Annotated in this window: 16 protein-coding genes; 9 read left to right on the forward strand and 7 right to left on the reverse strand. The window is 67.3% G+C overall.

Annotated features, from left to right (window positions below; genetic code table 11):
• Positions 1–24: 24 nt before the first annotated feature.
• Genes BXU08_RS06460 through BXU08_RS06490 form a run of 7 tightly spaced genes read right to left on the reverse strand, consistent with a single transcriptional unit; the run spans position 25 to position 6,298 of the window.
• Positions 25–1,182 carry an LLM class flavin-dependent oxidoreductase gene (locus BXU08_RS06460; RefSeq protein WP_077509311.1) on the reverse strand — a complete coding sequence of 386 codons (1,158 nt, stop codon included), beginning with the start codon at positions 1,180–1,182 and terminating at the stop codon, positions 25–27.
• A 9-nt stretch (positions 1,183–1,191) separates the two neighbouring features.
• Positions 1,192–2,148 (reverse strand): LLM class flavin-dependent oxidoreductase, encoded by a 957-nt coding sequence (locus BXU08_RS06465; RefSeq protein WP_077509312.1) that lies wholly within the window; start codon positions 2,146–2,148, stop codon positions 1,192–1,194.
• Positions 2,145–2,753 carry a nitroreductase family protein gene (locus BXU08_RS06470; protein WP_077509313.1) on the reverse strand — a complete coding sequence of 203 codons (609 nt, stop codon included), beginning with the start codon at positions 2,751–2,753 and terminating at the stop codon, positions 2,145–2,147. The genes BXU08_RS06465 and BXU08_RS06470 overlap by 4 nt, the downstream gene beginning before the upstream one ends.
• The gene (locus BXU08_RS06475; RefSeq protein ID WP_077509314.1) at positions 2,753–3,598 is read right to left on the reverse strand and encodes an ABC transporter ATP-binding protein; all 846 of its coding nucleotides are present in this window, start codon (positions 3,596–3,598) and stop codon (positions 2,753–2,755) included. The genes BXU08_RS06470 and BXU08_RS06475 overlap by 1 nt, the downstream gene beginning before the upstream one ends.
• Positions 3,599–3,609: 11 nt before the next feature.
• Positions 3,610–4,389 carry an ABC transporter permease gene (locus BXU08_RS06480; protein WP_253190528.1) on the reverse strand — a complete coding sequence of 260 codons (780 nt, stop codon included), beginning with the start codon at positions 4,387–4,389 and terminating at the stop codon, positions 3,610–3,612.
• Positions 4,386–5,171, reverse strand: coding sequence for an ABC transporter permease (locus tag BXU08_RS06485; protein ID WP_077509315.1), 786 nt, complete (start codon positions 5,169–5,171; stop codon positions 4,386–4,388). The genes BXU08_RS06480 and BXU08_RS06485 overlap by 4 nt, the downstream gene beginning before the upstream one ends.
• Positions 5,171–6,298: an ABC transporter substrate-binding protein gene (locus tag BXU08_RS06490; protein ID WP_253190529.1), complete on the reverse strand. Its 1,128-nt coding sequence runs from the start codon at positions 6,296–6,298 to the stop codon at positions 5,171–5,173. Before BXU08_RS06490 ends, BXU08_RS06485 begins: the two co-directional genes overlap by 1 nt.
• 246 nt (positions 6,299–6,544) lie before the next feature.
• Here BXU08_RS06490 and BXU08_RS06495 point away from each other — a divergent pair, with 246 nt between their 5' ends.
• The 9 genes from BXU08_RS06495 to BXU08_RS06535 all read left to right on the forward strand — a co-directional run bounded on the left by BXU08_RS06495 (position 6,545) and on the right by BXU08_RS06535 (position 19,537).
• Positions 6,545–7,585 carry an ABC transporter substrate-binding protein gene (locus BXU08_RS06495; RefSeq protein WP_077509317.1) on the forward strand — a complete coding sequence of 347 codons (1,041 nt, stop codon included), beginning with the start codon at positions 6,545–6,547 and terminating at the stop codon, positions 7,583–7,585.
• Positions 7,586–7,672: 87 nt separating this feature from the next.
• Complete coding sequence (locus tag BXU08_RS06500; RefSeq protein WP_253190530.1) at positions 7,673–8,797, forward strand: sigma-54-dependent Fis family transcriptional regulator; 1,125 nt, start codon at positions 7,673–7,675, stop codon at positions 8,795–8,797.
• Between the two features lie 146 nt (positions 8,798–8,943).
• The gene (locus tag BXU08_RS06505) at positions 8,944–10,014 is read left to right on the forward strand and encodes an ABC transporter substrate-binding protein (protein ID WP_077509319.1); all 1,071 of its coding nucleotides are present in this window, start codon (positions 8,944–8,946) and stop codon (positions 10,012–10,014) included.
• A 14-nt stretch (positions 10,015–10,028) separates the two neighbouring features.
• Entirely contained in the window at positions 10,029–10,769 is a 741-nt protein-coding gene (locus tag BXU08_RS06510; RefSeq protein ID WP_077509320.1) for a class II aldolase/adducin family protein, read from the forward strand.
• 5 nt (positions 10,770–10,774) lie between these two features.
• Positions 10,775–12,121, forward strand: a complete 1,347-nt coding sequence (locus BXU08_RS06515) for an LLM class flavin-dependent oxidoreductase (RefSeq protein WP_077509321.1) — start codon at positions 10,775–10,777, stop codon at positions 12,119–12,121.
• A 12-nt stretch (positions 12,122–12,133) separates the two neighbouring features.
• Positions 12,134–13,177 (forward strand): ABC transporter substrate-binding protein, encoded by a 1,044-nt coding sequence (locus BXU08_RS06520; RefSeq protein WP_077509322.1) that lies wholly within the window; start codon positions 12,134–12,136, stop codon positions 13,175–13,177.
• A gap of 15 nt (positions 13,178–13,192) precedes the next feature.
• Positions 13,193–14,986 (forward strand): ABC transporter ATP-binding protein, encoded by a 1,794-nt coding sequence (locus BXU08_RS06525; RefSeq protein WP_150125447.1) that lies wholly within the window; start codon positions 13,193–13,195, stop codon positions 14,984–14,986.
• Positions 14,983–16,800, forward strand: a complete 1,818-nt coding sequence (locus tag BXU08_RS06530) for an ABC transporter ATP-binding protein (protein WP_077509324.1) — start codon at positions 14,983–14,985, stop codon at positions 16,798–16,800. Before BXU08_RS06525 ends, BXU08_RS06530 begins: the two co-directional genes overlap by 4 nt.
• Before the next feature lie 166 nt (positions 16,801–16,966).
• Positions 16,967–19,537, forward strand: coding sequence for an HWE histidine kinase domain-containing protein (locus BXU08_RS06535; protein WP_077509325.1), 2,571 nt, complete (start codon positions 16,967–16,969; stop codon positions 19,535–19,537).
• The last annotated feature ends 2 nt before the right edge of the window (positions 19,538–19,539 follow it).

A 19,539-nucleotide genomic window follows, 5' to 3' on the forward strand; every position in this document is an offset into this window, starting at 1 on the left:
ACGCCCTTCTTGCATTCCCCAGTGTTACTCGGCGGCTTGCAGCAATGCCCCCGCGTTGCGCCCGAGCAGCGGCAGGACTTCCTCGCCGACGCGATACGCCTCTTCGAGATGCGGCGTGCCGGCGAGGATGAAAGCGTCGGTGCCGCGTGCGATCAGTTCGTCGAGCCGCGCGGCGCATTGCTCGTAGCTGCCAACGATGCCGAGCGCCGGCCCGCCGCGCAGCAGGCTGAACCCACCCCACAGGTTCGGTGCGACGATCAACTCGTCATAGCGGGTTGCGTCGCTGGGCCTGAGCGCCTGCTGGCGCGCGGCACCGACGGAGTCGGTCGGTCCACCCCGCGCCCGTTGCCGGCGCTCGGGGCTCAGGCTCTCGAAGCCGGCTCGGACTTCGGCCCAGGCTTCCTCCTCGGTCGGGCGCGCGACCAGATCGACGCGCACCGCGCATTTCTGCTCGCCGCCCAGCGCCGCGGTGCGCGCCTTCACTCGCGCGAACTTGTCGGCGAGCTGGTCGAACGGCTCGAGCCACGAGAGATAATAGTCGGCGTGCTTGGCCGCGGATTGCAACGCCGCGTCGGACGAACCCGAGAACCAGATCTCCGGGATCTCTTCGCGCGCCAGCAAGGGCGACAGCCCGCCATCGCGCACCTGATAGAAGCGGCCGTCATAGGAGAAACCCTCTCCGCCCCACACTCCCTTGAACACGTCGAGGAACTCGGTGGTGCGGCCATAGCGGTCGTCATGGCTGAAGCTGTCGCCCCACCAGAGCTGCGAGGGTCCGCCGCCCCCGGTGATGATGTTGAACACCGTGCGCCCGCCGGTCGCGCGCTGCAGGCTCGCCGACATGCGCGCGGCGTGCACCGGGTTGAGGAACCCCGGCTGGAACGCGATCATGAAGCGAAACGCCTTGGTCTCGCGCGCAAGCAGCGGCGAGATCACCCACGGATCGTCGGTATTGGGAAAGGACGGGATCAACCCACCGATAAAGCCGACGCTTTCCGCTGCCTTGGCGATCGCGCCGAGATGATCGACATAGCGAAAGCCGTCATCTTCGCCGTTACGATCGAGGCCGGGGGCGACGTTGCGCGGCCCGATCGGCGACCAGTCGCCGCGATCATAAGCCGTGTCGCGAAGGCTGCCGTGACAGCCGTGGCTCGGCAGGCGCCAGTAGAAATCGATGGTCATGCGGGCACCTCAGGCAGCGGCGGTCACGCGCTCGGTAAGCGCGCGGAAGCGGGGAAGCACATGCTGGCCGATGCGATACGCCTCTTCGAGCGAGGACGGCGCAGCGAGGACGAAATGGCGGAAGCCGGCACGCGCGAGATCGGCAAGCCGCTCGGCGACGTCGGCATAGGTCCCGACGATTGCCGCGTCGGGGAAGCCGGCACGCTCCGCGTCGCGTCGCGCATCCACGGCATCGTCGCGCGCCAGCACCGGCTGGATAAGACCGAACTCGATCGCTCGGCCCGCTCGCAACGCCAGCGCGTCGAGCGTCTCAACGAACACGCGAAGCTTGGACAAGGGCGCCGCAGCGAACAGATGCACATCCGCCACGCGTGCCGAAAGGGCGAGCGCTTCCTCGCTCTCGCCCTGAAGGAACACCTTGGGGAAAGCGACGCGGTTGAGCGGCTCCTGGAAGCCACCGCCCTGCACTTCGAAATGTTTGCCGGCAAAGTCGAACGGCCGTTCGGCATGGACACCGCGCGCGACGGTCAAGAACTCGTCGACTCGCGCATGCAATTCGTCCTCCGGCACATGATCGCCTTCGCGGGCGCGCGCCGCACTTTCGCCGGCATTGGTGATTGCCCAGCCAAGCCGTTCTTGCGTCTGGCGCTGAAAGCTCACTGCCTGTTTGGCGGCATATACCGCTGAACCCGCCGATGCCGGGAATTCCGGAATCAGCTTCAGCCGTGACACTTCGCGCGCGATTGCCGCGGCAACGATTCCGCTGTCGTCGGACTGCGGCCGGTGCGGCAGGAACAGGCCGTCGAACGCCGTCTGCGCCGCCGCCTGCGCCACCTGCGCGTAATAGTCATAGCGGTTGAGCGTGGCAGGACGAACGTCGCGGAACAGGCCGGATTGCCGCGCCCCCGGCTCGGATCGCCCGGCATCCTCCGCAACATCGAGCTGCCAATAGGTCTGGATCGTCATGCCGCGTCCCTTTCGCTGGCGAAGACAGGCTCCCCGAGCCGCCCGGCGAAGACGCTCTCGGCGATCGGCCGGCGCTTGCTCGGGCTCTCGCCGGCGTGGAAATCGGCAGGGAGCGTATCGAGCCCGCCCTGCCGGCCGAGCGCGACGATCGTCTCGATCGCGAAGTCTTCGGGTACTGCCAGCAGCGTCCGCGCTGCATCGCGATCGAACCCGCCAATGCCGTGCGTATGCCAGCCGAGCAGCAGCGCCTGGTGCGCGAAATTGGTCCATGCCGCGCCGGCATCGAAGCTGTGCGAGACATTGTCGACCAGCGCGCCGCGGCGCTCGACCTTCAGCTCCGACAGCACGACGATCAGCGCCGACGCCCGCGACGCCCATAGTGCGTTGCGCGGCGCAAGCAACGACACGAAGTCCTGCCAATGCGCGTCGCCATGCCGCGCGACCAGGAAGCGCCAGGGCTGCGCGTTCGAAGCTGAAGGCGCCCAGCGCGCCGCTTCGAATGCGCTTGCCAACACTGCATCCGGCACGGACTCGCCGGTAAAGCTGCGCGGCGACCAGCGATCGACGAACAGGGGCTCGACGGGGTGATCGGGGGTGCGGGCCATCAGCGTGCCTCCAGGCCAGGAAGATGGACGAGGTTCGAAGGGCCGTTCGGGACAGCGGTCAGTTCGGCGAGAATCTCGTCCTTGAGCCGATGCAACAGCGGCGCGGCGCGATCGCGCGGATGCGGCAGATCGACCACGACGATCCGCTTGATGCGCCCAGGGTCAGGCGCCATCACCACGACGCGGTCGCCGAGATACAGCGCCTCCTCGACATCGTGCGTAACCATCAGCATCGTCGATCGCTGCGCCATCCAGATGCGCTGCAGCTCGTTCTGCACCCGCACCCGGGTAAGCGCATCGAGTGCGCCGAGCGGCTCGTCGAGCAGCAGCAGCTTGGGCTCGGTGACCAGCGCGCGCGCGATCGCAGCGCGCTGCGCCATCCCGCCCGACAGCTGATGCGGATAGGCAGTCTCGAACCCGGTGAGGTTCACCAGCGCGATATGCTCGGCGACGATCTGCGCGCGCCGTGCCTTGGGCACATCGGTGTTGAGCAGCGCCAGCTCGATATTCTGCTCGAGCGTCATCCACGGGAACAGGCGGTGATCCTGGAACACGATGCCGCGATCGAGGCTGGTGGTCGACACCCGCTCGCCGTCGAGGCGGATCTCGCCGCGGTAATCGTCGTCGAGCCCGACGATCAGCCGCAACAAGGTCGATTTGCCGCAGCCCGACGCGCCGACGATGCTGACGAACTCCCCGGGACGGATATCGAGGTTGATTCCCGCCAGCACCGCACGCGGCGCGCCGGCGATCGTGAAGCTCTTGTGCAGATCGCGGATTGCGAGCGCGCCGCTGGCGGCAGGGCCGCTATGGGGCGCGGGTCGCGCGAGCACTTCGTGGATCATGATATTCTCCTTCAGCGCAGGGGCGCCTGCCAGCGCAGCAGATGCTGGCGGAGACGCAGGAACAGGCGATTGATCGTGAAGCCGAGCGCGGCGGTGACCAGGATCGCGACGAGGATGATGTCGATCCGCTGCTGCATCTGGGCGAGCTGCATCGTCACCCCCAGCCCCCCGCCGACACCGAGAAGTATCTCGCTGGCGATCGACGCGATCCACGCAAAGGCCAGGCCCTGCGTCACCCCGGTTAGAATCAGTGGCATCGCGCCGGGCAGCAGGATCAGCCGGAAGCGCTGCCACGGCGTGAAGCCATAGATCTGCCCGACCTCGACGAAGCGCCGTTCGACGCCTGAAACGCCTTCGAAGCTGTTGAGCAGCGTTGGAAAGAAGGCCGAGAGGCTGACGACGATCAGCTCGGTCCCCTGTCCCGTGCCCACCCACAGCCCGAGCAGCGGCAGCCAGCCCATCAGCGGCACCTGGCGGATCGCCTGAAGCAACGGATTGAGCAGCCGATCGAGCGGCCGCCAGATCGCCATCGCCACGCCGAGCGCGATCCCCAGCGTGCCGCCGATGGCCAGACCGCTGAGGCTTCGCCACAAGGTTGCCGCCATGTCGGAGAACAGGCTTCCCCGCACTGCCAGCTCCACAAAGGTCGCGCCGACCGACTCGATCGGCGCAAACGCCAGCGCATGCGCGCCACCCGCCTGCGCCTGAACCTGCCACCAGATCAGGAACAGCGCCGGGGCGATCAGCCCGATGAGCGCGCGGACCCAGCCGCGTGCGAGCAGCGCGTTCATGCCGCCCTCCAGCGCGATGCGCGACGCTCGATCGCCTTGGCCCCGCGATCGAGCAGGAAGCCGATCACCCCGCTGACAACCACGCCGGCGAGCACGACGTCGATGCGGAACATCTGCCGCCCCATCTCCATCATCTGTCCGATGCCGCTGTCCGCTGCGAGCAGTTCGGCGGCGATCAGCACCACCCAGGCGCGAGTCAGCGCCACGCGCAGTCCGGTGACGACCGCGGGAAGCGTAGCGGGCACGAGGATGCGCCAGATCAGATCGGGAAGCCGGGTGCGATAGACCCGCGCGACTTCGAACCACGCCTTGGGCACGCCGCGGATCCCGTCGAATGCGGCGAGCGCGACCGGGAAGAAGGCAGCGAGGATGACGATCGCGACCTTGAACTGCTCGTCGATGCCCAGGAAGATCACCAGCATCGGTACGAACGCGATCACCGGCACCTGCCATACCGCGAAGAAGAACGGACCGAACGCCGCTTCGGCCAGCCGCGACAAGGCGATCGCCGCGCCGAATGCCAGCCCCGCCAGCGCCCCGATCGCGAAGCCCAGTGCCAGCCGGGTCATGCTCTCGCCGATGTGACGCTGCAGTTCCCCGGTTTCCGCAAGCTGCCAGAGCGTGCGCCCGACTTCGCTCGGCGGGACGAGCACCTGCGGCGGAAACACCCCGCTCAGGCAGGCGAACTGCCACAATGCCAGCAGCACGACCGGCGCGAGCAGCGACGCCAGCGGCGACTGCCGACGCGGCGCAGGAAGCGCAGGAAGCGCGGCGCTGGCCATCAGGACGCCTTGGGCGCGACGGCCTGCGCCTGGGCGGGGGCGGGCGCCGTCGGGCTCCAGAATCCCTCGAGCTTGGCGTCGCGCAGCGCCGGGGCGACGAAGCGCCGGTCGATCAGCTTGTCGACATCGACCCTGTTGCGCACCAGCCCGCGCTCGAAGGCATAGTCGGCGACCGAACGATAATGCGCGACCAGCTCGGGGGTAAAGGTCGGCGAGAAGCGCTCGCGCCACGGAATCCCGTCATTGGCATAATCGCGCGCGATGATCTCGACCGGCATCGACCCGCGCGAGGAATCGCGGATCACTCGCTCGCGATTGGAGTCCTGCGCCGACCACGCCGCAGCGCGGACATAGGCGTTGACCACCAGCTGGGTCAGCTCGGGATTGTCGTCGACGAAATCGCCGCGGCCGAACAGCTCGGCGCGCATCCGCCAATCGGCCGGTCCCTGTTTGGTCGACCAGATCACCCGCCCCGCGCCCTTCTGCTCGAGCAGCAGTCCGTCAGAGAGCAGAAAAGTCGCGTCGATATTGCCCGATGCCAGAGCCGCAGGCGTAGCGGCGGGGTTGATATTGACGATCTTGAAGTCGCTCTGCTTGAGGCCGTTTGCGTCGAGCAGCTTGGAGAAGGGCAGCTCCCACGGCCGGCCACGGTGGAGCGCGATGCGCTTGCCCTTGAGATCGCCGATGCTCTTGGCCGCCAGGCCGTTGCGCACCACCAGATAGCTGTGCAGCCCCTGCCCCGTCGGCGCTACGAGCCGGAGCGGCACCCCGCCCGAAATCGCGATGATCGCCGGGAAGTCGCCATAGGCGGCGAAGTCGATCCGCTTGCCCGAAAAGCCTTCGTTGATCAGCGGCCCGCCGACCGCGGTCGGCACCGGGGTCAGCGCCAGCTCGACGCCGCGCTTGGCGAGCTCGGCCTTGAGCCAGCCGTCGCGGATCACCACCCCAGTCAGCCCGTTATAGACCTGCCTGCCCTCGAACGGGTAGGCGATCCCGGCGATCGTTACGGTCTTCGACTGCGCTCCCCCACTGCCGCGGAACTGGAAGGCGGCCAGCGCCACCACGGCGACCAGCACCACCGCGCCGATTGCCCACGCCTTGATCGATTTGGGTTTCTGGATCGCCACGTTGCGCATCTCCTTTTACCGGAGGATGATGCACTTCACGTGCCAAACGGCACCCGCGAGAGGCGTGCAGGCCGCCTGCCGGTTCCGGCCCCTCAAGCTGCGCAATTCGGCGCAGTCCCGGGCACCCGGCTGCGCGAAATGCAGCGATTTGCGCATCGCTCCGCCCCGCCTGGCTTGCCGCACGGATTGGCATGCCGTTTGCTGAGCCCGAAATCGAAAACCGCAACGATTGGGAGAGGTACGAGAATGTCGACAGGCACCGCCGCCTCCAAACCCGCATGTATCTGGATCACCCGCTGCCCGGTGCCCGCGGCATCGGGCGTGGCATGGTCGCTCGGCTGGATGACCGAAGCGTTCGGGCGCGACGGCATCGGGGTCAAGCGCGTCCTCGAAACCGGGCTCAACCTCGTCTCGTCCGATCCCGAGCAACAGGCGCGCGCGCTGTTTCGCGAGGGCGGCAACATCCAGGCACTCGCCGCGCGCGCCGACGGCGCTCCCACCCGCGTGATCGGCCTCACCTGGATCGACGAGCGCCAGGCGATCATGGTCCGCCCCGACACCCGGATCATGGGGCCCGCCGACCTGAAGGGGCTGCGCTTCGCCCTGCCCGGCTTCGCACGCACTCGCGGCGAGAGCATCGCGCGCGGCATGGCGCTGCACGGGATCAAGGGTGCGCTCACGCTCGGCGGGCTCGATCTCGACGACGTGGCTCTGGTCGACCTGCCCGCCCCACCGGTCGAGCAGCCCACCGCGGCGGGCATGCGCCGGCTGTGGCTCGGGCTCGAATGGCTCGCCGACGGGCGCGTCGATGCCGTCTATGTGAAGGGCGCCGCCGCTGCCGAGACCGCCGCCCGGCTGGGCCTCACCGTCGGCGTCGATCTCGATGCCTATCCCAGCCGCCTCGCGCGCGTGAACAACGGCACGCCGCGCCCGATCACCGTCCACGAGCACATGATCGAGCAGCATTTCGACCTGGTCGTCCGCTTCCTCGAACAGACGCTGCGCGCCGCCGACTGGGCCTCGACCAACCTGGCGCAACTGCGGCACATATTGGCGCACGAGACCTTGGCCGGCGTCCCCGCCGTCGATGCCGCCTATCGCAACGATTTCCACCGTTCGCTCCATCCCGATCTTTCTCCCGACCGGATCGAGATGCTGCGAAACCAGGCCAACTTCCTCTGGCACCACGGTTTTCTTGACGAAGCAGTCGATGTCGATCGCTGGATCGACCCGCGACCATTCGAAGCCGCCCTACTGCGCCGATCCGCCCCTCTGGAAGCCGTGTAAAGCTCAGCTACGGCCCGCCAGTTATTTCCTACTTAATCGATAGGATTTTTACTGTTACCGTGCGCACCAACGGATCTGGAGGGATCTATGGTCGCAGCCCCGCACAAGCATATGGTCGAAACCGCCGACATCGGCCTGTCGTCGCGCAAGCAGCCGGGCGGCCGCCCGCTGCTGGCGTTCGATTCGGAAAAGCATCACTCGGTGGGGCCGCGCGCGCGCGCCTTCATCTTCTCCGATCCGCAGTCACGCGCGCTGATCCCGCTGATCGAACGCACCGCGCCGAGCGAAGCCAACATCCTCGTCATCGGCGAGACCGGCACCGGCAAGGAACTGGTCGCACGCTATGTCCATTCGCTCAGCGACCGTGCCAACGGGCCCTTCATCGCCGTCAATTGCGGCGCGTTCTCGGAATCGCTGATCGAGGGCGAGCTCTTCGGCTATGAGAAGGGCGCCTATACCGGCGCGCACCTCGCCCGCCCCGGCTGGTTCGAAGCGGCCAATGGCGGCACCCTGTTCCTCGACGAGATCGGCGAGATGCCGCTGTCGCTCCAGGTCAAGTTGCTGCGCGTGCTGCAGGAGCGCGAAGTCGTCCGCCTCGGTTCGCGGACGCCGATCCCGCTCGACGTCCGCGTCGTCGCCGCGACCAATGTCGATCTGCACAAATCGGTGGCGAACGGCAGCTTCCGTCCGGATCTCTATTACCGCCTCCAGGTGGTGACGCTGCCGCTGCTGCCCTTGCGCGAACGCCGCGCCGACATCCTGCCGCTCGCCCGCCACTTCCTCCAGACCTATGGCGACAAGATCCAGCCGCGCCGGCTCGATCTCGGCCCCGCCGCCGAGGAAGCGCTCTACCGCCATGACTGGCCGGGCAATATCCGCGAGTTGGAGAATGCGATCTACCGCGCCACGCTCGTCTGTCAGGACGGTGTGATCCAGGTTGCCGATCTGGGCCTGTCGGGTTTCGTCTATGCCGATCCGGTAGCGTCCTTCTCGCCAGTCGATCCCGATCTGGCGGATCTCGAAGACCTTGTCCGCCCGCTGGTCGATACCCTGCTCAAGGGCGAGCACGACGCGCTGCTCGACCGGCTGGTCAGCACCGTCGTCACCGAGACGTTCGAGCGCTGCGCGTCGAACCAGATCAAGACCGCCGCCGCGCTCGGCGTCACGCGCAATGTCGTGCGCACGCACCTCAAGAATTTCGGGCTGATCTGACCCGGCGGTGAAAACCCAACACGCCGCCTGATCAATATCACGCACTATGAAGCCGCTCCGGGCCGCAGCGGCAAAGATCCCTCTCCCAGCCCCACCTTGGCATGCTCTTTGCTCCTTATTTCGGCAACACGAACCGGAGCAAGCCAATGGCGACACAGACCCCGCTCGAAGAACTCTGGTTCACCCGTTGTCCGGTGCCCACCGCGACCGGCATCGCCTACAAGCTCGGCTGGCTGACCGACGAATTCGCCGCCGACGGCATCGCGCTGCGCACCTTGCAGGAATCGGGCTCCGAACTCGGCCGCCACCATTACGACCACCGCCTGCCCACCTTGATCCGCGAGGGCGGCAACATGCTCTCGATCGCCGCGCGCGCGCAGGGCGAACCGACCAGGCTGGTCGGGCTTACCTGGATCGAGGAGAGCCAGCTCATCCTCACCCGGCCCGACACCGGCATCGCGAGCGCCGCCGACCTCAAGGGCCGCCGCCTCGCGCTCCCCGGCTGGACGCACAACGACATCCCCAGCCACGTCCGCGGCACCAGCATCGCGCGCGGCATGTCGCTCGCCGGCTACAAGGGCGCGCTTGCCTCAGCGGGCCTGACGCTCGACGATATCGATCTGGTCGAAGTGCCCGATCGCCTCCGCAACATCGGCGGCAGCGGGCGCGATCTCGCCCCGCGCCGCTTCGGGCTCGGCCGACTATGGCCGATCGATGCGCTCGTCTCGGGCCGGGTCGATGCAATCTACGTCAAGGGCGCCGCCGCGCTCGACGATGCGCGCGAGGCGGGGCTCACGGTCGCGCTCGACCTCGACGCCCTCCCCGACCGCCGCTTCCGCGTCAACAACGGCACGCCGCGGCCGATCACCGTCCACCAGCACCTGCTCGACCAGCATTTCGACGTGCTGGTCCGCTTCCTCGCAGTGACGCTGCGCGCCGCCGACTGGGTCCGGGCCGAGCCCGACAAACTCCGCGGCATCCTCGAATTCGAGACCGAAGGCACCCCGCAGGCGGTCGACCATGCCTATCGCCACCTGCACGAAGGGCTGCACCCGACGCTCGACGCCGAACGGCTCGCCCTGTTCGAGCAGCAGAAGAAGTTCCTGTTCACCCACGGCTTCCTCGACGCCGATTTTGCGCTCGCCGACTGGATCGACCCGCGCCCGCTCGAAGCCGCCCGCGCGCTCGCCGCGCAACCCCTTACCGAAGCCGCCTGAGAGGAGACGCCATCATGTCCGAACAATCCGGTCTTTCGCCCGCAACCATCGCCTTCATCGCCGAGCAGGAACAGGACGCGCGCCGCGCCTTCCGCCTGCTGCGCGAGACGCGCACCATCTCGGCGAGCGGCACGCTGTTCATCGCCGTGCGCATCCCCGGCGAAGACAAGATCATCACCTTCAACTATCAGGGCCTCTGGGCCGACGATCCCGACGCGCCGCAGACCGCGGTGATCGATTTCGATGGCAACAGCTATTGGCACAACAAGCCCGGCGGCGCCGCGCGCTACGCCAAATTGTTCCGCACGCACGAGGGCGTCCAGGCAGTCAGCCACGTCCACACCCCGCATCTCGGCGCCTATTCGCAGGCGCATTCCACGCTGCCCCTGCTCTACGTCCCCAACCGCCGCTTCCGCTTCACCAGCGAGCTGCCGGTCTACATCAACCGCCGCCAGCCCGAAGTCGACTTCATCCTCGATTCGATCGAGGCCGATCGTGAGGTCCCCGGCATCGTCGAGGCCAATGGCGGCGCGACGGTGTGGAGCTGGAAGGGCCTGCGCGACCTCGTCGACAACATCGTCCTGCTCGAGGAAGGCGCGCAGTTCCAGATCCTCGGCCAGGCGCTCGGCGGCTCGCAGCCCTTCGGCCCGGGCGTGCTCGAACAGCAATGGAAGATGGGCAAGCTCGTGCCCCCCGATGCCAGCGTCTCGGACGACGGCACCATCCAGTACGCCAACGCCGTCGCGGCCGAGTAAGCGCGATGTCCAGCACCAAGCGCCAGCTCGCCCTCGGGGTATTCCTCACGCGCCATGGCCACCATCCCGGTGCGTGGCGTCAGCCCGGCGCGGCCAGCAGCGGAAGGCCCGACTTCCGCTATTGGGCCGAGCTCGCCAAGACCGCCGAGCGCGGCAAGTTCGACGTCGCCTTCTTCGCCGATTTCGTCGGCCAGGCGGGTGACAGCACCAAGGGGATCGAGCGGCGCCACGCGTTCCTCGACTTCGAGCCGCTGACGCTCGCCGCGGCGCTCGCCGCGGTCACCGACAGGATCGGGCTGGTCGCGACGGTCAACACCAATTTCGACCATCCCTATTCGCTCGCGCGGCGCTTCGCCTCGCTCGACCACATTAGCGGCGGGCGGATCGGCTGGAACATCGTCTCCTCGCTCGCCGACGGCGCGGCGAGCAGCTTCGGGATCGACCAGCCGCCGAGCCATGCAGAGCGTTACCAGCGCGCCGCCGAGTTCGTCGATGTCGCGCGGGCTTTGTGGGACAGCTGGGAGGACGATGCGTTCGACCATGCCGATCGCGAGAGCGGGCTCTATCTCGATCCCAAGGACGTCCATCCGGTCAAGCATGACGGCCGCTATTTCCACCTCAGCAGCGTCCTCGACGTCGCCCGCCCGATCCAGGGCCACCCGGTGTTCGCGCAGGCGGGCAATTCGGAAGTCGGCCGCGAGTTCGCAGCCAAATATGCCGAGATGATCTACGCCGCCGCCCAGTTCATAGAGGATGCGCAGGGCTTCTACGCCGATGTGAAACGCAGGATGGCGCGCTATGGCCGCGATCCGGACACGCTCAAGGTGATGCCCGGCCTGTCCTTCGCGATCGGCACCAGCAAGCAGGAGGCGCAAGACAAGTTCGCCGCGCTCGAAGCCGCCGTCGATTTCTCGGGCGAGCTCAACCTGATGGGGCAGGACGTCAGCGGCTATCCGCTCGACGGTCCCCTTCCCGACCTCCCCGAGCCCGAGAACGGCAAGGGCCGCTGGCGCCAGCTCACCGCGCTCGCCCGCCGCGAGAATCTAAGCATCCGCCAGCTCTTCCTGCGCTTCAACGCGGTGCGCGGCCACCGCGTGGTGATCGGCACGCCCACCGACATCGCCGACCAGATCCAGGACTGGTTCGAGCGCGGCGCAGCCGACGGGTTCAACCTGATCCCGCCGCTGCTGCCGAGTTCGCTCGACGAGTTCGTCGACCAGGTCGTCCCCGAGCTCCAGCGCCGCGGGCTGTTCCGCACCGAATATGCCGGCACCACGCTGCGTGATCACCTTGCGCTGCCCCGCCCCGCAATCGCCGCCGCCGCCCCTACGGGCCTCCTCTCCGCCGCCTGAAAGGAACTCCCCATGGCCAATTCGCTCGACACGCTCTGGTATACGCGCTGCCCCGTCCCCACCGGGCTCGGCATCGCCATTCAGCAGGGCTGGCTGGAAGACGCATTCAAGGTGCAGGGCACCAGGGTCGAATCGATCCTCGAATCGAACGATTTCGCAACGCGCGAATCGCATTTCAGCCACAAGGTGCGCAATTCGGTGCGCCACGGCGGCAACATCCCCGCGATCAGCGCCCGCGCGCTCGGCCGCGACACGCGATTGCTCGGCCTCTCCTGGGCCGACGAGACCCAGCTGATCCTCGCCAGCCCCGAATCGCGGATCGAAAACGTCCGCGATCTCAAGGGCCGCCGCTTCGGCCTGCCCAACTGGAAGCATGTCGAGATCGACTTCACGCGCGCCCAGGCGCTGCGCGGGCTCGAGAATGCACTCAGCCTCGAAGGATTGAACGTCGGCGATGTCGAGCTGATCGATCAGAACATCGAGAGCCATTACAGCGACGAACCCGCCGCCCGGGTCGCCGGCACGCTCGCCGGCCGCCGCGGCCGCAACAACAACCAGGAAGTCGTCGCGTTGCTACGCGGCGAAGTCGATGCGATCTTCCTGAAGGGCGCCCATGGCGCGCAGGTCGCGCACCAGTTCGGCCTCACTACCGTGATCGATACCGGCGCGCATCCCGAGCCGCTGATCCGCGCCAATAACGGCACGCCCCGCACGCTCGCGATCGACGGGCATCTGCTCGACCATCATTTCGACGCGGCAGTGACGATCGTCGAGCAGGTGCTGCGCGCCGAGGCCTGGGCGCAGGATCATCCCGACGAGGTGCGCCGCTATCTGGCGCGCGAGACCAATGCGAGCGAATATTGGGTGTCGGTCGCCTATGGCAGCGACGCGCAGACCCGGCTGCGCACCGACCTCGCCGAGCAATCGCTCAACGCGCTGCAGGACTTCACCGACTTCCTCCACCGCTGGAAGTTCATTCCCGAAAGCTTCGACGTGCGGCAATGGGCCGATGCGCGTCCGCTCGAAGCCGCACAGAACGCCCGTATCGCCGTCTGACCTCGGCACATGCTGATGACGACCACCGCGCCGGAGACGGTCGCCTCCGGCGCGCCCTTGCTGCGCTGCCTCGCGATCTATCGCCGCATGCCGATCCGCTTCGCGCTTACCGCTACGATGCTGTTCGCCGTGAACCTTGCGCTGATCGCGCAGCAGGGGCTGGTCGGGCAGGCGGTGCATGAGGCGGGGATCGGAAAGCTGGTCGTCGTCGGCCCCGCCGGGCTCGACTATAGCCGGGCGTGGTTCTGGGTCGCGCTGCTGCTCGGACTCTCGGCGGCGCGCGCGGTGGTCCAATACGGCGCCGGGCTGCTGTCGCTGGCAATCGGACAGGAATTGCTCACCCATCTGCGCGAGCGAATCCTGATCCAGGTCCAGCGGCTCGACCTCACCTATCACTGGCGCCACGGCGTCGGCGAAATGGTCACCCGGATGACCCGCGACGCCGACAAGGTTCGCGATGCGCTGATCAACTTCTGGCGCCAGATGTTCGAAACCGGCGTGGTCGTGCTCATCTCGGTCTCGCTGCTCGCCTGGTACTCGCCGTGGCTCGGCATCGTACCGCTCGCCTTGATGCTCGGCGGGATCGCGACGCTAGCCGCGCAGGCCGACGCGCTGGTGTTGCTCGATCGCAAGATCGGCGCGGCCTATGACGCCGTAACCCAGGATCTGTCGGAGGGCGTCCACGGCGTCCGGGTGATCAAGGCGTTCGGGCTGCAAGGCGCCCGCATTGCCCGCTTCGACACGCACATCGCTACCTTCCGCCGCGAAACCCGCAAGGCGATCGCCCACGCCGCGCGCAGCGTCCCGCTCCCACAAGCCGTCATCGCGCTCGGCCATGCCTGGGTGCTCGGCTATGGCGCCTGGCTGGTCGGTCACGGCCGGCTCGATCTCGGGGCGCTGGTCGGCGCCCTGCTCGTCGTCAACACGCTGGTGCTGCGCATCGAAGGCATTGCCGCGTTGCTCCAGATCGTCGCCGACGCCCGCGCCTCGGCGGCGCGGATCTGGGAAGTGCTCGATGCCGAACCCGAAATCGTCTCGGGCACGCAGCCTCTGCCCGCCGGGACGCTCGGCTGCCGCCTGGACCATGTCTCGGTCGCCCCGCTCGGCGACGGCGCCGCAGTCCTGCACAACCTCTCGCTCAACATCGAGCCTGGCGAGATCGTCGCGCTGGTAGGGTCCACCGGGTCGGGAAAGAGCATCCTCACTGCGCTCTTCCCGCGCCTGATCGAGGCAGCGGCCGGCACAGTGCAGGTTGGCTCCAACCAAGCGGGCTGGCGCGACGTGCGCGACCTCGACCTCACCGAACTGCGCCGCCGCGTTCACGTCCTCCCGCAGGAATGCTTCCTCTTCTCGGACACGCTCGCCGCCAATCTCCGCGTCACCGCGCCCCACGCCAGCGACGCCGAACTCGAAGCCGCGCTCGAAGCGGCCGCGGCGGGCGAACTGCTCGATCGCCTGCCCGATGGCCTCCAAACCAAGGTCGGCGACCGCGGCATCACGCTTTCCGGCGGCCAGCGCCAGCGGCTCTGCCTCGCCCGCGCCTTGCTCGCCGATGCCGACCTGCTGATCCTGGACGACGCGACCAGCGCGCTCGACGCCGCCACCGAACGCCGCGCGATCGCCAATATTCGCAACCGCCGCAACGCCGCCACTCGACCCGTGACGATGCTGATCGTATCGAGCCGCCTGCCGACGATCCTCGCCGCCGACCGCGTCGTCATGCTCGCCGATGGCGGGATCGCCGCGGAGGGCATGCACGCCGAACTGGTCGCGTCCAGCCCGGCCTATCGCGGGCTGATGGGGCTATGAACGCGCTCGCGGGCGATCGCCCGCTCTCCGATCTCGAGCTCGAAGAGAAGCTCGCCAAAAAGGCGCTCGACCGCGGCATGCTCCGTCGCCTGTGGCCGTTGCTCCACCCGGTCCGCCGGCTGGTCACCGCGGTGATCGCAATCGAGCTGGTGCAGGTGCTCGCAATCTTCGCCCGCCCGTTGCTGATCGGGCTGGTGATCGACAGCGCGCTCCAGCCTTTCGACGCCCGCCTCGTCGCGCTCGCCTGCTTCGGGCTCGCCGCCACCTGGACGCTGCGCTTCGCACTCGGCGGCCTCTCGCAATATTTCGCTGGCAGCGCCGCCACCGAATTGCTGGGCGCAATCCGCAGCCGCGTCTTCGCCCATGTCCAGTCGCTCAGCGTCAGCTATTTCGATCGCACCAAGGCCGGCCGGATCATGTCGCGCGCCGACCGGGACGTCGACACGCTCGAACCGATGCTCATCCAATGCCCGCCGCAATTCCTGTCGGCGGTGCTGCGGCTGGTATTGGCGGCGATACTGCTCTGGGTGATCGCCCCCACCCTGCTTATCGGCCTAGCAGCAGTAGTGCCCATACTTCTGCTCGCGACTGTCGCGTTCAAGCGGCTCGCGCAGCGCAGCTGGGGCCGCGTCGCCGAAAACCGCAGCCGCTTCACTGCGCATCTCGTAGAGACCGTTGCCGGCGTCCGCCTGATCAAGCAGGTCGGGCGCGAGGCGGAGAATCTGACCCGCTACCGCGGCCTCCTTCGCGACTTCAACACCGCGCTGGTCGCCGGCAGCGCACGCTCAGGCTGGTTCGCGCCATTCACCGGGCTGCTTACCACAGCGGGTCTCGCGCTCACCCTCGTCATCGGCGGCCGCGGCATCGCGCTCGGCACGCTTACCCTCGGTGAGCTCACCCAGAGCCTGTTCTACGTCTTCTTGTTCCTCGCCCCGCTCCAGGAATTCAGTGACCTTTTCGAGCGTTTCGCCAATGGCTCAGCCTGCGCCCAGCGCATCTTCCTGTTGCTCGATACCGAACCGGAGGTACGCGACGTCTCCGACGCGCTCGATCTTCCGCGCCTCAAGGGCGAAATCCACTTCCGCGACGTCGGCTTCGGCTATCATCCCGGCCGACCGGTGATCCGCGACCTCGATCTACACATCGCCCCCGGCGAGGTGCTCGCGATCGTCGGCCCCACCGGGCACGGCAAGAGCACGCTCGTCCAGCTGCTGACGCGCTTCTACGATGTCGATACCGGCGCGGTGCTGCTCGACGGCCACGACATCCGCACCGTCTCCGAAGCCAGCCTGCGCCGGCAGGTCGGCGTCGTGCTGCAGGACAATGTCCTGTTCGGCGGCACCGTGCTCGACAATCTCCGCCTCGCCAAGCCCGGCGTCAGCGATACCGAACTCATCGGCGCTGCCGGCGAGCTCGGCGCCGACGAAGTGCTCCGCGCGCTCCCCCATGGCTATCACACCGCGGTCGGCCCGCTCGGCGCGAACCTCAGCCAGGGCCAGCGCCAGCTCGTCTGCCTCGTCCGCGCCTATCTCGCGGATCCGGTCGTCCTCGTCCTCGACGAAGCAACCTCCGCAGTCGATATCAGCACCGAACGGCGGATCCAGGCCGCGCTGCGCCGTCTCTGCCATGGCCGCACGGCGCTGATCATCGCGCACCGTCTCGCCACGATCCGCGACGCCGATCGCATCGCCGTCATCCGCGACGGTGCGATCGTTGAACTGGGAAGCCATGAGCGATTGATCGGCCTGGGCGGCCCCTATGCGGACCTGTACGGGGCATATGGCAATTCACGGATCGCTCTCATTGAAGCCTGAGCGGAGAGCTGCCTGCACAAGCGCAACCACTGCGGACCAAAGGCGGGCTCTAATAGATCTGGATCAAGCTACGGAGAGCGCCCGACAAAACGCCGAATGTCTCAGGTGACATCCGCGCGAATTTCGCGCATTTGCATCCGTCTTCGATGCTGCACAAGGGTCCAGGGTGGCAGAAATCAATACTCGCGTCGATCTGACCAACTGCGATCGAGAGCCCATTCACCTCCTCGGCGCCATCCAGCCGGTGGGTTTCCTGGTTGCGCTGAGCAAGGATTGGCTGGTCGCCCGCGTTTCGGGAAATGTCGGCGGGTTCCTGGGGGTCGAGCCACAGGATATGATCGGAAATCCGCTATCCGATTTCGTCCCCGCGCAGCTCATCCATGATCTCAGGAACCGCGTCGCGCTGCTGTCCACGCCCGACGCCATTGAGCGGCTGTTCGCGTGCAAGCCGACAGCGAGCGACGCATGTTTCGACGCCGCGATTCATGTCGCCGGCGCGCAGATCATCCTCGAGTTCGAGCCGGGGGTCGAGACCAACGGCGACGCCAGCGGCTCAGTCCGCGCGATGATCGCCCGGCTGGACACCCAGCCCGACGTCGCCGCCTTCTACCGCGAAGGCGCTCGCCAGGTACGCGCGCTGCTCGGCTACGACCGCGTCATGGTCTATCGGTTTGCGGCCGATGGCGCTGGCGAAGTCGTCGCCGAAGCGTGCAAGTCCGGGATCGGTTCGTTCAAGGGCCTGCATTACCCGGCCAGCGACATCCCCCGGCAGGCGCGTGCGCTCTACAAGCGCAACCCGCTGCGGCTGATCCGCGACGTCAGTCAGGTGCCGGTGGCGATTGTCCCGGCGCTCGACGCCAATCGCGAGCCGCTCGACCTGTCGCTGTCGGTGCTGCGATCGGTGTCCACGATCCATATCGAGTATCTGAAGAACATGGGGGTGGAGGCATCGCTGTCGATCTCGATCCTCGTCGATGGCGAGCTGTGGGGCCTGTTCGCCTGCCATCATTATTCCCCCCGTTCGCCGACGTTCGAGCGCCGCTCGGTCGCCGAGCTTTTCGCGCAGATGTTCTCGATGCGGCTGGAGAGCCGCGAACGCCGCGAACTGGTGGAGTATGAGCGCAGGGCACGCGACATTTCCGACCAGCTGCTCGGCGCAGTCGCGTCGGACGAAACGCTCCTCAAGGATCCGGACTGGCTCGCGGACATCCTGACCAGCGCCATCCCCGCCGATGGCGTCGCCGTGTGGATCAACGGCAATTATGCCTTTTCCGGCCAGACTCCGCCGACCGACGATTTCCGCCGCATCGTCCGCGCGCTCAATGCGACTGCGGCCGGCAAGGTATTCGCCACCGACCATATCGGATCGTTGGTCGACAAGGCGGAAAGTTTCTCCAAGACCGCGTCGGGATTGCTGGCGATCCCGATCTCGCGCTCGCCTCGAGACTATGTCGTCCTGTTCCGCTCGGAAATGCGCGAAAGCGTGCGCTGGGCCGGCGACCCGCACAAGCCGATCGACTATGGCCCCAACGGGCCGCGCCTCACCCCGCGCGAAAGCTTCGCCGAGTGGCACGAACTGGTCGAGGGCAAGTCCGTACCGTTCAATGCATCGGAGCAGCGCGTCGCCGAGACGCTGCGCGCGACTTTGATCGAAGTCGTCCTGAGGCTGGCGGACGAAGCCGCCGCGCAACGTCAGCACGCCAATGCCCGTCAGGAGCTGTTGATCGCGGAGCTCAACCACCGGGTTCGCAACATCCTGGGGGTAATTCGCGGGCTGGTCCGCCAATCGCAGCCGGATAACGACGTCGTGCGCGAGTTCGTCAGCGTCGTCGATGGCCGCATCCATTCGCTCGCGCGCGCGCACAACCAGATCACCGACGATCATTGGGGGCCTGCTCCGCTTCAGGCGCTGATCGACGCCGAAGCGGCGGCGTTCGCCGCGCACAAGGAAAGCTCGATTTATTCGGAAGGGCCACCGATCCTGCTAAACCCGCAAGCCTATTCATCGATGGCGCTGGTCGTCCACGAACTGGTCACCAACTCGACCAAATATGGCAGCCTGTCCGGCGACGGCATCGTCGAATTCAAATGGGCGCGGGAAGAGAATGGCGATCTCACGCTGACCTGGTCCGAAAGCGGTGGGCCGGCGGTGAAGGCGCCGACCCGCAAAGGCTTCGGCACCACGATCATCAAGCGCTCGGTCCCCTATGACCTCGGAGGATCCGCAGCGATCGACTACGACCCTGCCGGCGTCCAGGCGCGCTTCTGCATCCCCGCACGCCACGTCTCCGAGCCGAGGGTCGTGAAGGGACCGGAGGTTCGGCTCCCGCGTAAGAACCACCCGCCGCACCCGTCACAGGCGCCGGCAAAGCCCGACCTTCTCGCCGGCCTGTCGGTCCTGCTTGTCGAAGACAGCCTGATCATCGCACTCGATGCCGAGGACATCCTCGTCCGCTTCGGCGCCAGCATCGAAACCGCGTCCACGCCCGAAGCCGCCCATGACATGCTGGACGGCTGGAAGCCCGACTTCGCCATCCTCGACATCAATCTGGGCGACCAGACCAGTTTCGGGATCGCCGATCGGCTGAGCGACCTGGGCGTGCCGTTCTTCTTCGCCTCGGGCTATGGCGAGCAGGCCAATCTCCCGGACGAGCATCGCGTGCGTGCGGTGGTGCAGAAGCCCTACACCACCCACAATATCGCACGCGCTTCGGAAGAACTGCTCGGGCTCGACTAGCC

This window comes from Sphingomonas sp. LM7 (genome assembly GCF_002002925.1).
Lineage (GTDB): Bacteria > Pseudomonadota > Alphaproteobacteria > Sphingomonadales > Sphingomonadaceae > Sphingomonas.

Excerpts from the sequence above, each read along its gene's own strand:
- BXU08_RS06460 (WP_077509311.1), bottom strand. The coding sequence starts at position 1,182 with ATGACCATCGATTTCTACTGGCGCCTGCCGAGCCACGGCTGTCACGGC.
- BXU08_RS06465 (WP_077509312.1), bottom strand. The coding sequence starts at position 2,148 with ATGACGATCCAGACCTATTGGCAGCTCGATGTTGCGGAGGATGCCGGG.
- BXU08_RS06470 (WP_077509313.1), bottom strand. The coding sequence starts at position 2,753 with ATGGCCCGCACCCCCGATCACCCCGTCGAGCCCCTGTTCGTCGATCGC.
- BXU08_RS06475 (WP_077509314.1), bottom strand. The coding sequence starts at position 3,598 with ATGATCCACGAAGTGCTCGCGCGACCCGCGCCCCATAGCGGCCCTGCC.
- BXU08_RS06480 (WP_253190528.1), bottom strand. The coding sequence starts at position 4,389 with ATGAACGCGCTGCTCGCACGCGGCTGGGTCCGCGCGCTCATCGGGCTG.
- BXU08_RS06485 (WP_077509315.1), bottom strand. The coding sequence starts at position 5,171 with ATGGCCAGCGCCGCGCTTCCTGCGCTTCCTGCGCCGCGTCGGCAGTCG.
- BXU08_RS06495 (WP_077509317.1), top strand. The coding sequence starts at position 6,545 with ATGTCGACAGGCACCGCCGCCTCCAAACCCGCATGTATCTGGATCACC.
- BXU08_RS06500 (WP_253190530.1), top strand. The coding sequence starts at position 7,673 with ATGGTCGCAGCCCCGCACAAGCATATGGTCGAAACCGCCGACATCGGC.
- BXU08_RS06505 (WP_077509319.1), top strand. The coding sequence starts at position 8,944 with ATGGCGACACAGACCCCGCTCGAAGAACTCTGGTTCACCCGTTGTCCG.
- BXU08_RS06510 (WP_077509320.1), top strand. The coding sequence starts at position 10,029 with ATGTCCGAACAATCCGGTCTTTCGCCCGCAACCATCGCCTTCATCGCC.
- BXU08_RS06515 (WP_077509321.1), top strand. The coding sequence starts at position 10,775 with ATGTCCAGCACCAAGCGCCAGCTCGCCCTCGGGGTATTCCTCACGCGC.
- BXU08_RS06520 (WP_077509322.1), top strand. The coding sequence starts at position 12,134 with ATGGCCAATTCGCTCGACACGCTCTGGTATACGCGCTGCCCCGTCCCC.
- BXU08_RS06525 (WP_150125447.1), top strand. The coding sequence starts at position 13,193 with ATGACGACCACCGCGCCGGAGACGGTCGCCTCCGGCGCGCCCTTGCTG.
- BXU08_RS06530 (WP_077509324.1), top strand. The coding sequence starts at position 14,983 with ATGAACGCGCTCGCGGGCGATCGCCCGCTCTCCGATCTCGAGCTCGAA.